The organism is Cellulosimicrobium cellulans, from assembly GCF_007679345.1.
Lineage (GTDB): Bacteria > Actinomycetota > Actinomycetes > Actinomycetales > Cellulomonadaceae > Cellulomonas > Cellulomonas cellulans_A.
In genome coordinates, this window is sequence record NZ_VEGH01000001.1 from 122275 (window position 1) to 136304 (window position 14030).

At 74.0% G+C, this 14030-nt stretch carries 12 protein-coding genes; 4 read left to right on the plus strand and 8 right to left on the minus strand.

Features of this window, described 5'->3' with window-relative positions; translation table 11 throughout:
• Positions 1-114 precede the first annotated feature (114 nt).
• Complete coding sequence (locus tag FS882_RS00525) at positions 115-540, minus strand: hypothetical protein (protein ID WP_158369758.1); 426 nt, start codon at positions 538-540, stop codon at positions 115-117.
• 105 nt (positions 541-645) lie between these two features.
• On the minus strand, positions 646-3042 hold the full coding sequence (locus FS882_RS00530; RefSeq protein WP_158369759.1) for a glycoside hydrolase family 3 protein: 2397 nt from the start codon (positions 3040-3042) through the stop codon (positions 646-648).
• A 488-nt stretch (positions 3043-3530) separates the two neighbouring features.
• On the opposite strand from FS882_RS00530, the gene glf reads away from it, so the two are divergent.
• A complete protein-coding gene (gene glf / locus FS882_RS00535) occupies positions 3531-4715 on the plus strand; it encodes a UDP-galactopyranose mutase (RefSeq protein WP_158369761.1) in 1185 nt (394 codons plus the stop codon).
• A 21-nt stretch (positions 4716-4736) separates the two neighbouring features.
• Here glf and FS882_RS00540 read toward each other — a convergent pair whose 3' ends face one another.
• The 4 genes from FS882_RS00540 to FS882_RS00555 all read right to left on the minus strand — a co-directional run bounded on the left by FS882_RS00540 (position 4737) and on the right by FS882_RS00555 (position 9214).
• Entirely contained in the window at positions 4737-6080 is a 1344-nt protein-coding gene (locus FS882_RS00540) for an ATP-binding protein (RefSeq protein WP_158369764.1), read from the minus strand.
• Positions 6081-6082: 2 nt separating this feature from the next.
• Positions 6083-6796, minus strand: a complete 714-nt coding sequence (locus tag FS882_RS00545; protein ID WP_222848080.1) for a LytR/AlgR family response regulator transcription factor — start codon at positions 6794-6796, stop codon at positions 6083-6085.
• A gap of 186 nt (positions 6797-6982) precedes the next feature.
• A complete protein-coding gene (locus FS882_RS00550; RefSeq protein ID WP_158369768.1) occupies positions 6983-8413 on the minus strand; it encodes an ATP-binding protein in 1431 nt (476 codons plus the stop codon).
• A 66-nt stretch (positions 8414-8479) separates the two neighbouring features.
• Positions 8480-9214: an alpha/beta fold hydrolase gene (locus FS882_RS00555; protein ID WP_158369770.1), complete on the minus strand. Its 735-nt coding sequence runs from the start codon at positions 9212-9214 to the stop codon at positions 8480-8482.
• 143 nt (positions 9215-9357) lie between these two features.
• Here FS882_RS00555 and FS882_RS00560 point away from each other — a divergent pair, with 143 nt between their 5' ends.
• Positions 9358-10389: an NAD(P)-dependent alcohol dehydrogenase gene (locus FS882_RS00560; RefSeq protein WP_158369772.1), complete on the plus strand. Its 1032-nt coding sequence runs from the start codon at positions 9358-9360 to the stop codon at positions 10387-10389.
• A gap of 145 nt (positions 10390-10534) precedes the next feature.
• Here FS882_RS00560 and FS882_RS00565 read toward each other — a convergent pair whose 3' ends face one another.
• Entirely contained in the window at positions 10535-10804 is a 270-nt protein-coding gene (locus FS882_RS00565) for an acylphosphatase (RefSeq protein WP_158369774.1), read from the minus strand.
• A 53-nt stretch (positions 10805-10857) separates the two neighbouring features.
• Here FS882_RS00565 and FS882_RS00570 point away from each other — a divergent pair, with 53 nt between their 5' ends.
• Positions 10858-11292: a DoxX family protein gene (locus FS882_RS00570; protein ID WP_158369776.1), complete on the plus strand. Its 435-nt coding sequence runs from the start codon at positions 10858-10860 to the stop codon at positions 11290-11292.
• Positions 11293-11362: 70 nt separating this feature from the next.
• Here FS882_RS00570 and FS882_RS00575 read toward each other — a convergent pair whose 3' ends face one another.
• Positions 11363-12757 (minus strand): FAD-binding oxidoreductase, encoded by a 1395-nt coding sequence (locus FS882_RS00575; protein ID WP_222848081.1) that lies wholly within the window; start codon positions 12755-12757, stop codon positions 11363-11365.
• 139 nt (positions 12758-12896) lie between these two features.
• Between FS882_RS00575 and FS882_RS00580 the strand changes: the two genes are divergently transcribed.
• Positions 12897-14027: a helix-turn-helix transcriptional regulator gene (locus FS882_RS00580; protein ID WP_158369778.1), complete on the plus strand. Its 1131-nt coding sequence runs from the start codon at positions 12897-12899 to the stop codon at positions 14025-14027.
• The last annotated feature ends 3 nt before the right edge of the window (positions 14028-14030 follow it).

Here is a 14030-nt window from a genome sequence, read left to right on the forward strand (position 1 = left end):
GGGCCGTCCGGCGCGGCAGCACGATCAGTCGGTTTCGCGGCACGGACTGTCACGGGCCGCGGACCCGGCCCGTGCCCGGCCCCCTCGGGACCGGGCGACGGGCGGGTGTACGGGCTACTCCGTGACCTCGGTGATGGTCCCGTCCTGGTCGATCTGCCAGGTCTGGCCGGTCTCGGCGGAGTCGCCGTCGATCGTGTACTTGCCGTCCTCGATGTTGACGGTCCCCTGGATGCGGGACGCCGCCTCGGAGGCGGTGTAGGGCACCACGAGCAGGCCGTACTTGACGGTCGGCGCCGAGACGTCGCTCGCGAGCATGATCTGGGCCCAGGAGTCGTCCTCGGCCAGCGCGTCGGCGACGGCGGTGCGGGCGTTCTCCAGGTCCTCGGCGATGTCCGACTCGGACGCCGCCTGCTCGCCGGCGGACGAGTCGTTGCTGCTGCTGCCGCCGCCGTCGTCGCTGCCGCAGGCGGTGAGGCCGAAGACGCCGGTGAGGGCGACCACGACGCCGAGGGCGGAGGTCAGGGCCTTGTTGCGCTTCACTTCTGTGCTCCTTGGTGGGTGCTGGCCGCGGGCCCACCCCGCGGCCGGGTCCGCCGGTGCGGGCGGCCGGCGTGCTGCCGGCCGCCCGCACCGGCGGGTGGTGCGTCAGCCCTCGATCGGGCCCGCGTAGTTCAGGCCGAAGCCGAACGCGTAGGAGTTGCCGGCCGCGTCGACGTACGGCTCGGTGTCCTCCTGGACGTCCTCCAGCTGCTTCTCGACCGCGTCCATGGAGGCCGGGAAGCCGATCGGCAGGCGCCCCTGGGGCTCGTTGAGGCCGATCGCGGTCTCGATGAGCGCCTGGTCGCTGACCCCGAAGCCGACGAGGATCGCGTCGGACTTCGCCTCGAACTCGGCCGGGACGGTCGGGTTCTTGGCCTTGAGGACGGTGATGACCGGGATGTCCTTGCCGGACGCCTCGACGGCGGCCACGGCGCGCTCGAACGCGTCGAGGTCCGACTCGTTCGACGTGCGCGAGGTGTTGCCGAAGTAGGACCGGTTCTCCTGCGTGCCGTCGGCCAGGAGGTCGCCGGAGATCGAGACCTTCCGGACGTTCTCGCCGTCCGCGGTGTACGGGCGGTACTGCAGGGAGAGCGGGTACCACTCACCGGTGGTCTCGTCGTGGCCGGAGTTGGCGAACACGGCGCCCGAGCTCGGGCTGTCCATGCCGACCAGCACGAGGTCCACGTCGGACAGGTCGGGGGCGGTGTAGCTGGTGACCTTGCCGTCCGCGTCCTCGACGGCCTCGTCCGTGACGACCTTCGCGAAGTAGTCCTCCGCGATCTCGACCGTCAGGCCGGGGCCCTCGGAGTACTCGCCCGGGCCGAACAGGCCGGCCTGGCCGGTGTCGTAGTTGCGCGGGATGTACACGGTCTTGTCGGCCCAGTCGCCCGCCTCGGCGGCGGCGATGGTGTCGGCGTCGTTCTTCAGCATCACGACCGAGTCGAGCTGCGCCTGGTAGCCGGCGTCCATCTTGTCCTGGCTCGCGACGACGTCCGTCGACTCGTCGAGGTCCAGGTAGGCGCTCTCGTACAGGCCCGGCTGGAAGAGCATGGTCAGGATCCGGGTGCCGGACTCCTCGAAGCGGGTCTGGGCGTCGACGTCGTTCTCGCCGGCCTCGAAGTCCGCCTGCCACATGTCGTACGCCGCGAGCACGGGCTCGACCGCGTTGTTGCCGCCGAACATGTCGACGCCGTTCTTCAGGATCGCGTAGTGCCGGTCCTCGACGGTCATGTCGTCGGCGCCCCAGGAGGTGCCGATCATCGCGTCGGGGTCGGTCGTGCCGCCCGCGGTCACCGCCCAGTCGGTGACGACCACGCCGGTGAAGTTCTCCCGCAGCAGGCCGGTGCGGTACGAGTCGTACGCGCTGCCCATGCGGTCGCCGCCGCCGAGCGGCTGGCCCTCGCCGTCCAGGGCGATCGAGTACGCGGTCATCACCGCGGCCGCGTCCATCGCGCCCAGGAACACCTCGGCGTGCGCGTCGAAGTTGTCGCCCGGGTAGACGCCGTACTTCCCGGCCTCGGTGTGCGACTCGCGGCCACCCTCGCCCGGGCCGTCGCCGGCCCAGTGCTTGATCATCGCGTTGACGGACTCGTCACCCCAGCCGTCCTCGCCCGGCGTCGTCTGGAAGCCGTCGACGTAGGCCGTCGCCATGGCGGACGCCAGCTCGACGTTCTCGCCGAACGTGCCGTCGACGCGCAGCCAGCGCGGGTCGGTCGCCAGGTCGATCTGCGGGCTGAGCGCGGTGCCGATGCCCAGCGCGCGGTACTCGGCGGAGACCGCCTGGGCGAAGGTCGTCATCGTCTCGGTGTCGAACGTCGCGGCCAGGCCCAGGTGGGACGGCCAGCGCGAGATGTCGCCGGACGCGTTGTAGTTGCCGCCGGACTCCGCCGTCGAGCGCGGGTCGGAGGAGAAGTTCACGGGGACGTAGGGCTCGTCCTCGGTCGCCAGCTCCTCGGCGTACTCCTGGAGCTGGTTCGACCAGGTCACGTTCGCCTCGACGTCGTTCGGGCCCGCGTTGAGCACGTTGCGGAGCCGCGACTCCGCCATGTACTCCTTCTGCGCGTCCGTCAGGCCGTCCGCGGGCGAGCGCTCGTGCGAGCTGAACAGCATGAGGCCGGCGATCTGCTCCTTGGACAGGTGCTGCGCCAGGTCCGCCGCGCGGTCCTCCGACGCCTCGCGCCAGTCCTCCCACACGTCGAGCTCGCCGTTGCCGTTCATGTCCTTGAACGCGTACTCCTTGCCGTCGATCTCCTCGGTGAGGAGCTCGACGCCGCTGTCCTTGCCGTAGGACAGCACGGGTCCGTCGCCCGGGTTCGTGACGACGACGAACTCGGTCTTGCCGTCGGTCACCTCCCGGGTGGTGAAGGAGTCGCCCGCCTGGGTGTCCTCGTCCGACGAGGAGGGGGAGCACGCCGTGAGGGCGAACAGGGCGAGACCCGCCACCGCCGCCGCACCCTTGACGTACCCGCCGTTGCGCCGTCGCACCGTGATGGTTGTCTTCATCGACCTTCCCTTGTCATCTCGCGGCTCTGCTCGCGCGCCGCCGGCGCCGCGCCCTCGTCGGGCGGTGCCGGCGTCCCCGTGCGCGACACAGCGCGCGGGGAGAACCGATCGCGACCCGTGACTCGACGTCCTCGTCCTGCGGTCGCGGGCCCCAGTCGACCAGCGCGACGCAGGCCCGGGACCGGGGCGTCGAAAGACTGTCGGTTCGGGAGCACAAACGGTCAGCCAGGTCACAGGGGGATCACGGAGCGGTCTCGGGACGGGGTGCATCCGGGGTGGCGACGGGGGCTGTGACCGGGGCGTCGGCCGGGTGCGGACCGGTCCGGACGGGGTCGACGCGACCCGGTCACGTGCACGATCTGTCGATTCCGGTGCACAACCTGCACGGGTCGTCGGCCGTCGCCACGGGCCCGTCGCGCGCGCCCTACACTCGGGGCGCTCGCCCCGCCACCCGGCCGCACCGCGGCCCCGTCACCCGAGGAACCCGCATGGACCTGCTCGTCGTCGGCGCCGGGCTGTTCGGCCTGACGGTCGCCGAGCGCGCGGCCGAGGCCGGCCTGTCGGTGACCGTCATCGACCGGCGGGACCACCTCGGCGGCAACGCCTGGAGCAGCGTCGACGCGGACACGGGCATCGAGGTGCACCGGTACGGGTCGCACATCTTCCACACGTCGAACGAGCGCGTCTGGGACTACGTCCGCCGGTTCACCGCGTTCACGGGCTACCGGCACCGGGTCTACTCCACGCACGCCGGCACCGTGTACCCGCTGCCGATCAACCTCGGCACGCTCAACCAGTTCTTCGGCACCGCGATGGGGCCGGAGGCGGCGCGGGCGCTGGTCGCCGAGCAGGCGGCCGAGGGCCTGGCGGGCGGCGTCCCGACGAACCTCGAGGACAAGGCGATCTCCCTCATCGGGCGGCCGCTGTACGAGGCGTTCATCCGGGACTACACCGCGAAGCAGTGGCAGACCGACCCCCGCGAGCTGCCCGCGTCGGTCATCGCCCGGCTCCCCGTCCGGTACACCTACGAGAACCGGTACTTCGCCGACACCCACGAGGGGCTGCCCGCCCACGGCTACGGCCCCTGGTTCGAGGCGATGGCCGCGCACCCGCGGATCGACGTGCGGCTGGGCACCGACTTCTTCGACGCGTCGCAGCCGTTGAGCCGCGCGTCGGCGCGCGGCCAGGTGCCCGTGGTCTACACCGGGCCGGTCGACCGGTACTTCGACGAGCACGCCGGGCCCCTGGGGTGGCGCACGCTCGACCTGGAGACCGAGGTGCTGCCGGTCCGCGACTTCCAGGGCACCAGCGTCATGAACTACGCCGACCTCGACGTCCCGCACACCCGGGTGCACGAGTTCCGGCACTACCACCCTGAGCGCGAGGACCGGCACGCGCAGGACCGCACCGTGATCATGCGCGAGCGGTCCCGGTTCGCCCTGCCCGGCGACGAGCCCTACTACCCCGTCGCGACCCCGCAGGACCGGGAGCGGCTGCGCGCCTACCGCGCGCTCGCCGAGGACGAGCCCGACGTGCACTTCGGCGGGCGGCTCGGGTCGTACCTGTACCTGGACATGCACATGGCGATCGCCTCGGCCCTGTCGCTGTGGACCAGCGGGGCCGTGCTGGAGCGGTCGGCGCCGGCGCTGGCGGCGCGGGTGGCGCTGGGCTGAGCCCGGCGGCCCGCCGGCACCTCAGCGCGCGAGCGCGCCGGGGCCGTCGGTGCGGCTGGCCGCCGGGACCGGCAGCAGGATCCGCAGCGCGAACCAGCTGTCCTCCGCGCTCACGGTCATCGAGCCGCCGTACTTCTCCGCCGTGTGCCGGATCGACTTCAGCCCGTAGCCGTGCCGGTCGCGGTCCGCGCGCCGGGTCACGATCGCGCCGTCCTCGGTCTTCAGCGTGCCGTCGAAGTAGTTCTCGAACGTCGCCAGGACGAACCCACCGGTCGCGTACAGCGCGACCTTGATCAGCCGCTTCTCCGGCTCGGGCACCGCCATCACCGCGTCGATCGCGTTGTCCAGGGCGTTGCCGAACACGGCCGAGACGTCCATCGCCGACATGAAGTCGATGGTCGCGCCGTCCGCGACGTACGTGAGGTCGACGCCCTTCTCGGCGCACTCCAGGCTCTTGGACGTGAGGATGACGTCGAGCACCCCGTTGCCGGTGCGCGCCTGGGCGGCGTATCCGGACACGCTGGCCTCCAGGTCGTCCAGGTAGGACGCCCGCTTCCCCTCGTCGCTCTCCGCGCGGAGGACCGCGATCTGGTGCTTGAGATCGTGGTACTTCCGGTCGACGACCTCGATGCTGCGCTTCGACTGCAGGTACTGCTCGTGCTGCCGGCGGAGCATCTCGTCGACGGCCTTGACGTCCGCGCGGGCCCGGAGCTGGAGCCGCTGGCCCTGCTGCGCGTACAGCGCGACGAACCCGCACAGGTCCACCAGCGTGCGGATGTAGAAGATCTCCAGCCCCAGCCGGCCGCTGAACGGCGTGTTCGCATTGAGGAAGCTGATGTTGCTCATGAAGAACGTCACCAGCGCGATCGCCACCGCCGAGGCGAGCTCGCCGGACGTCACCTCCAGCGGCTGCGCCGGCCGGAAGTGCCGGGTCTCGATCAGGTACACCAGCACGAACGAGGCCGCGTACATGACCACGCCGAACGCCACCTGCCACGCGACGCCGGGCCGGTCGTCGGGCAGGAAGAAGAAGCAGTGCATCTGCCAGTGGGCCGCCGCGACCAGCTCCGCGAGCACCAGCGCCCGCGCGGCGAAGTACCCCGCGTCCCGCGCCGACACCCGCGCGGCGGTCACGATGAACGCGTACATCGCGGCCACCGCCGCGGCCATGCCGAGCGACCACAGCGTCAGCGGCAGCTGGTCCGCGAGCTCCTGCACCCCGACCAGCACGCCGAGCGCGACCGCGGCGACCAGCACCAGCCGGCGGACCGGCAGGCGCTGGCGGCGCAGCAGGACGTACAGCAGGCACGCCGCCCACTCCGCGATGCCCGTGAGGACCCGCGGGATGTCCGGCAGCGTCTCCATGATCACGCGTGCCGCGCCCCGAGGTAGTCGGTGAGCGCCGCGAGGAACGCCTTCTTGCGCGGCCGGCTGATCAGCAGGTCGTGCCCGCCGACCATCAGCGCGCTGCTGCCCTGCACCCCGAGCACGTGCCGCAGGTTCACCAGGTAGCCGCTGTTGCTCCGGAAGAAGCTCTTGCCCTCGAGCTCCGCCTCCAGCGACTTCAGCGGGCCGACCACCGAGTACCGGCCGTCGACCGTGTGCACGGTCGTGCGGTGCTTGGCCGACTCCAGGAACACGATGTCGTCGGTCGCGACCCGCACCAGGCCGCCGTCGACGGTCAGCAGCAGGTAGTCGGCCGACCGGCGGCGCAGCCGCGCGATCGAGCGCTTGATCTCCTGGGAGAACGCGAAGTACGGCACCGGCTTGAGGACGTAGCTCAGCGCGTCGACCTCGTAGCCCTTGATCGCGTACTGCGTCATGTTCGTGATGAACACGATCACGACGTCCCGGTCGACCTGGCGGATCTTCTCGGCGGCGCTGAACCCGTCGAGCTCGGGCATCTCGACGTCGAGCAGCAGGATGTCGAACACCGGACGGTAGCCGGCGACGACCTGGGCCCCGTCGGCGAACCGGGTGACCTCGAACTGCTCGCCGTGGTCCTTCTCGTACCGACGGAGGTGGTCGAGGAGCAGCGCGGCGCTCGCCGCGTCGTCCTCGACGATGCCGATCCTGATCACGGTGCCGTTCTCCGGGGTCCGCCTGCCTCGCCCGCGGGTCGGCGCGGGCCGTCCGCCCGCCCGGAGCGGCGTGGCGTGCCGCGGTCCCCTGTCGCGGCCCGCGGCTCCGGCGGGTCGCGGCCGATGGTAGGTGACGCGCGCCTGACGTGTCATCCACGCTGGCAGGAGGGTGAGACGGGCGGCGCGTCAGGCCGGCCAGGCGCCGAGCAGGTCGTCGGCGGTCCAGCAGGCTGCCAGGGGCGTCCCCTGCTCGGCGCCCGCGGGGCACACGCCGACGAGCGGCGTCGCGGCCGTCACCCCGGGCACCGCGACGGCGTCGGCGGCGAGGGCGCCCACCTCGGACCCGCGGAGCGGGGTACCGGCCCGCCACTTCACGGTCCCGACGAGCCGGACCGGCCCGGGCGCGCCCGCCGCGCCCACGAGGTCGATCTCGGGCACGCTGCTCCTCGGCCACCAGCCGCCGACCGCCGACACGTCGGGGAAGCCCGCGTCGGGGAGCAGCCGGTGCAGCGCGGCCCGCACCACCGGCTCCACCGCACGGCCTCGCCAGGCCGCGAAGCCCCGGTCGATCCGGGACAGCGCCAGGTCGGGCCGGGCGCGGTCCACCTCGCCGAGCGCGGGCTCGACGAACGCGAGCCAGAACCGGAGAGCCGGGTCGGCGATCCGGTACCGGCGGTTCTTCGGCGCGGCCGCGGACGACAGCGGCTCGTCGACGGCCACCACGCGCTTGTCGACGAGCGCGCGCAGGGTGGCGGTGAGGGAGGTGGCGTTCATCGGCCCTCCCCGGGCGGCGCCCTGGATGCCGCTGAAGGTGCGCTCGCCGCGCCCGCCGATCGCCGTGAGGACCTGCCGCGCCAGGGAGACCTCGCCGAACTCGGCGTCCAGCACGCGGGTCCCGGACACCACCAGCGCACTGGTGGACGAGGCCAGCGACGCGTGCAGGAAGGCCGCGGCCTGCTCCCCGGGCTCCCACTCCTGGGCGACGAGCGGCAGACCACCCGTGATCAGGTAGGCGTCGAACGCGGCTCCGCCGCCGAGGCCCGTCATCGCGGCGATCTCCGCGGGGCTGAGCGGGTCGACGACCAGCTCCGTGCCGCGCGCGGAGAACGGCTGGTCGGGTGCGGTGAGCCGCTCCATCATCGCCAGGTCGGACCCCACCAGGAGCAGCAGGACGGGCTTGCGGGACAGGCGCGCGTCCCAGACGCGCTGCAGCTCCCCGGCGCCGCCGTCGACCTGCTCGAGGAGCCACGGGAGCTCGTCGAGCACCACGACGGCGGGCGCGTCGTCGGGCAGGGCGGCCGCGAGCAGCGTGAGCGCGGCGGTGAGCGTCGTCGGCGTGGAGCCGCGAGCGACGTCGGCGCCCGGGAGGTCGGAGTCGGCGACCGCCTCGGCGAGCAGCGCGAGCTCCTGGGCCGCGGGCGCCCCGCGAGCCGCCTGGAACGTCACCGACGGCAGCCCCGAGCGCTCCACGAGCTCCGCCACGAGCCGGGACTTGCCGACGCGCCGACGCCCGCGGACGAGGACGGCCACGCCGGCGTCGGCGCGGGTGCCCGACCGGACGACAGCGAGCTGCCGCTCGAGCTCGCGCAGCTCACGAGCCCGACCGACGAAGCGCACCGCCTGCCTCCTGACAATCAACCGACTTTACTATGGTTGACTTTACTAAAGTCGACCATAGCAAACTCACGTCGGGACGGCCATGGCCTCCTCGGCGTCGGCCTCGCCCTCGACCGCGGCGACGACGGCCGCCGCCAGGTCGTCCGGGCGGCTGAGCTGCGGCCAGTGCCCGGTCGGCAGCTCGACGATCGTCACGTCCCGGATGCGCGCGAGCTCGCGCACGTACGGGTGGTCCTTCGCCATGAGGTCGCGCAGCACCGCCTCCGGCATGGTCGAGGTGATGAGCGTGACGGGCACGTCGTACCGGCGCTCGTCGTGCAGCCGCTGCGCCCCGTTGGCCACGAGGGGCGGGACGGCGAGCGCGCGGGCGCGGAAGTCGGCCCGGATCTCGTCCGTCAGGCCCTCCAGCTCCTCCTCCTCGAACACGCCCCAGTCCGGCAGCGGCACCACGCCGTCGACCACCGGCAGCTCGTCGTTGACGACGCCGCCCTCGCCGAGCGGGCCGCTGTCGACGTAGATCACCTGCTCGACCCGGTCGGGCCGGGCGTCGGCGACCGCGTGCGCCACCGCGCCGCCGCCGCTGTGGCCGACGACCACGAACGGGCCGTCCATGCCGTCGATCATCGCGACGACCGCGGCAGCCTGGTCGGCGATCGTGATGCCCGCGACCTCGTCCGCCGCGCCGCCGGCGCCCAGCGGCGTGACGGGGTGCGGGGTGTGCCCGGCGGCCTCCAGGGCCGCGGAGACCGGCGCCCAGGAGGACGCGTCGAGCCAGAAACCCGGGATCAGGACGACGTTCATGCTCCGACGGTAGACGTGACCGCCGACACACGCGACGGTGCGATGACGACCACGATCCCGACCGCTTGGTAGTTGACGGTTCAAGCGTATGGTGGATGCATCTACCAGGCACCGGGGTCTCCCCGGAGGAAGAAGTCGCTGTCATGAAGGCCCTGCAGTACCGCGAGATCGGCGCCCGCCCCGAGCTGGTCGAGGTCCCCACCCCCGCGCCCGGCCCGTCGGAGGTGCTGCTCCGCGTCACCGCCGCGGGCGCCTGCCACTCGGACGAGTTCATCATGAGCGCCTCCGCGGAGGACTACTCCTTCAAGCCGCTGCCGCTGACGCTCGGCCACGAGGTCGCGGGCGTCGTGGAGCAGGTGGGCGCGGGCGTGCACGGCGTCGAGGTCGGCGAGAGCGTCCTGGTCTACGGCCCGTGGGGCTGCGGCCGGTGCTACGCCTGCGCCTCCGGCGAGGAGCAGAACTGCGAGCAGGGCATGCGCGCCCCCGGCATCTTCAGCGACGGCGGCATGGCCGAGTACATGATCGTCGACGACGCCCGGCACCTCGTGCCGCTGGGCGACCTGGACCCGGTGCGCAACGTCTCGCTCACCGACGCCGGCCTCACCCCGTACCGCGCCGTGAAGTCCGCGCTCCCGCGCCTGACGCCCGGCACCACCGCCGTCGTGATCGGCTCGGGCGGCCTGGGCCACGTCGCCATCCAGATCCTCAAGGCGCTGACCCAGAGCACCGTCGTCGTGCTCGACGTCGCCGAGGACAAGCTGGCGTTCGCCCGCGAGGTCGGCGCCGACCACGCGTTCCTGTCGAACTCGGACGCGATCGAGTCCGTCAAGGGCCTCACCCGGGGCCTGGGCGCGGACGTGGTCTTCGACTTCGTCGGCATCCAGCCGACCGCCGACCTGGCGGGCGGCATGGTGCGCGTCGGCGGCGACGTCGTGGTCGTGGGCGTCGCCCCGGGCGCCGTGCGGATCGGCCAGACGACCGTGCCGCTCGACGTCAACGGTCGCGCGATCAACTGGGGCTCGCGGACCGAGCTCATGGAGGTCGTGGAGCTCGCGCGACGCGGCGCCCTCACGATCCACGTCGAGGAGTTCGGCCTGGACCGGGCCACCGAGGCGTACGAGCGCCTGCACGCCGGCCGGATCCGCGGGCGCGCGGTCATCGTCCCGGGCGCCTGACCGCGGCGCGCCCGTCGCCGCCGAGATCGGTGCCTCTCGCCGAGATCGGCGCTCAGGAGCACCGATCTCGGGCGGGACCGCCGATCTCGGCGGGCGGCGCGGGCGGGCGCGGGCGGGCGTGGGCGGGCGTGCGCCGGCGCGGGGGTCAGCCCGCGATCGTGAAGTCCGAGCCGCCCTCCGGGGCGGCGTCGTGCTCCTCGACGCGCTCGACGTCGGCGAACCGCGGGCCGCGCCACGCCCACGCGGCGAGCGCCGCCACCGCCTGCTCCGGGCCCTCGGCGAGCGCCTCCACAGTGCCGTCGGCGCGGTTGCGCACCCAGCCGACGACGCCGAGCCTCCGAGCCTCCGCGGCCATCGACGCCCGGTAGCCGACGCCCTGCACCTGCCCGTGCACCACCACCCGACGTGCGGTCATCGTCCCAGTGTGGCCCGGGTGCCGGCGGGCGTGCACCCGGCGAGGATGTCCGGGTGACCCGCCGATCCCCGACCGCCGCGCCCCGGTCCGCCGCCGCCGCGGCCGCCCGCCCGCTCGGCCGCGGCGCGCGGGTCGTCGCGGCGGCGTTCGTCGTCTCGGGCACGATCCACCTCGCGCGCCCCCGGGTGTTCGAGCCCGCCGTGCCCCGCGCCCTCCCCCGGCCGCGCGACCTCGTACTCGCGTCCGGCGTGGCGGAGCTCGCGTGCGCGGCCGGCCTGATCGTCCCGGCGACCCGCCGGTTGGCGGGCGCGGCGAGCGCCGCGCTGCTCGTCGGCGTGTTCCCGGCGAACGTGCAGATGGCGGTCGACGGCGTCGGCGGGCTGGCGCGGCACCGGTCGCCGGCGCGGGCGGTCCGCGCCGGCGTGACGCTCGCGCGGCTGCCGCTGCAGTGGCCGCTGATCCGGTGGGCGTGGTCGGCGGGGCGGTGAGCCGCGCGGGCACCCTGGCGCGCGGTCCGGTCCACCCCCCTGCCGGGGACCGGCCCGCGCGCCGTGCTCGTCAGGCGTCGACCGGGCGGTTGCCCCGGAAGACCCCCTCGGGGTCGACGGCGGCCTTGACCGCCCGCAGCCGGTCGATCGTCGCGGCCGGGTAGGCCCGCCAAATCGACTCGTCGCGGTCGAGGAACGTGAGCGGCGCCGTGCCGGTGCTCCACGGCGCGAAGGTGGTGAACAGCTGGTCCAGCGCGGCCGACACCAGCGGCGCGAGGTCCGGGCTGGGCACGATCGTCAGACCGGTGAGCAGGTAGGGCTCGTCGGCGGTGCCGGCGGCGGCGGGCACCCGCTCCCGGGCGAGCGCGCCGCCGACGTGCCGGAGCTGCACCTGCAGCAGCGGGGTGCCGCTGCCGGCACCGGCGACGCGGAGCAGCTCGTCCACCGCGTCGTCGTCGAAACCGTGCAGCCGGGTCCCCGCGAGCACGGCGGGGACCGGGTCGACCGGCTCCTCGGCGAGCAGTCCCACCTCGCCGGGCGCGACGCTCCGGAAGGTGTCCCGCAGCACCGGCCCCGCGGCGCGCAGCGGGGCGAGCAGCTGCTCGCCGGACTCGGCGTCGCCCAGGTAGGTGGCGGTGACGACGGCGAGCGACAGCCCGCGCATCTCCGCCGGGACGAACGGTGCGTCCGGCAGGTGCATCAGCGTGAACCACGCGGTCAGCTCCTCCGGCGCGGACCGGGTGACGTCCAGGAACGCCCGGAGCACGGCTCCCGCGGCCTCGGCCGGGTAGCCCAGCAGGCCGCCGTAGATCCGCGGCGCGGGGTGCAGGTCGAGCTCGAGCGCGGTGACGAGTGCGAACTCCCCGCCGCCCCCGCGCAGCGCCCAGAGCAGGTCCGCGTCCACCGCGTCGTCCGGCCGCACCCAGCGCAGCTCGCCGGCGGCGTCGACGACCTCGGCCGCCCGGATCGACGCGGCACCGGGGCCGAAGGCCCTGCTGAACCAGGACAGCCCGCCGCACAGGCTGTAGCCCACGACCGTGACGTCGGGGTTCGAGCCGATCAGCCCGGTCAGGCCGGTGCCGTCCAGCGCGGTCTGCAGGTCGCCCCACTTCACCCCCGCGCCCACCCGGGCGACGCGGGCGTCCGCGTCCACCCAGATGTCGTCGAGGGCGGCGGTCCGCACCACGACCGTGCCGTCGAGCGCGGCGCTCGCGCCGTGCCCGTTGGGCTGGGCGCTGACGGTGACTCCGTTGCGGGCGGCCCAGCGCACCGTCGCGGCCACGTCCGCGGCGCCCGCCGCGACGACGAGGGCGAGGGGCTGCTGGTCGACCAGCCGGTTCCACGGCAGGCGTCCGGCGTCCCACTCGGGGTCGCCGGGGCCGAGCACGGCGCCGGCGACGGCGGCGCGGAGCTCGTCGAGCAGGGTGGTGCCGAGCGGCTCGCGGGCCGCGATCTCCATGACCATGCCGTCGAGCGTCGCGGCACCGGACCGACCCGCGGTATCCCAGGAACCTGGGTGGTCGCCTCGCGCTCCTCCCACGCTCGGCCCGCGCGGCAGAAAATGGGTCTTTCCGGGCGAACCGGACAGGAGCACCATCGGGAGCATGACGACGCTCCGGACGGAGCCCGTGCGGCGCGGGCTGGACTCCCTGGCCCGGTCGGGGCTGGAGTGGCACGCGTTCGTGGCGGGGGCGGTCGAGCTGCTCGCAGCCGCCGTCCCCTACGACGCCGCGTGCATCGGCCCCGTCGACCCGGACACGGGCCTGCTCACCGGGTCGGTGAAGCGGAACCTCGGCGACGAGATGGACGCCGAGTTCCTGCGGCACGAGTACGTGACCGACGAGGTCAACCTGTTCTCGGCGCTGGCCCGCCGGGAGCGCCCCGTCGGGATCCTCGCGGACGACACCGGGGGTGACCCGGAGCGGAGCAGCCGGCACCGCGACGTGTTCGTGCCGCACTGGGCGCTCGACCACGAGATGCGGGCCGCGGCGCTGGTCGACGGGACGCCGTGGGCGGCGGTCGCGCTGTACCGCAGCGGAACCACCGGCGGGTTCAGCCCGGCGGAGGCCGACTTCCTGGGCCGGGTGTCCCGGACGATCGCGCTCGGGGTGCGGGCCGGGCTGGTCACGGCGGTCGCGTCGCAGCCCGACGCCGAGCCGGGCGCCGGGCCGGGCGCCGGCCCGGCGGTCCTGGTCGTCGAGGCGGACGACTCGGTCAGCCGGCTCAGCCCCGCGGCGGAGGCGCGGATCGCGGAGCTCGGCGGGTCCGCGTGGGGCGCGCTGCCAAACCCCGTCGCCGCGATCACCGCCGCCGCGCGCGCCCTGGGCAGCGGGCGGCTCGGCACCGTGCCGCGGCTGCGGGTGCGCACCCCGGCCGGCGAGTGGCTGGTCGTGCACGCGGCGCCGCTCACCGGGCCGGCAGGCGCACCGCCCCAGGTCGTGGTCACGATCGAGGAGGCGCGACCGCCGGAGATCGTGCCGCTGGTCGTGGCCGCGTTCGGGCTGACCGACCGGGAGCAGGAGGTCGTCGCGGCGGTGCTGCAGGGCGAGAGCACCCAGGAGATCGGGCGGTCCCTGCACCTGTCGCCGTGGACGGTGCAGGACCACCTCAAGGCGGTGTTCGAGAAGGCCGGCGTCGGGAGCCGTCGGGAGCTCGTGGCGCGGGTGTTCTTCGACCACTACGCGCCGCGGCTCAGCGACCGGATCGCGCCGGGCGGGTTCTTCGCCGGGGCGTGAGGC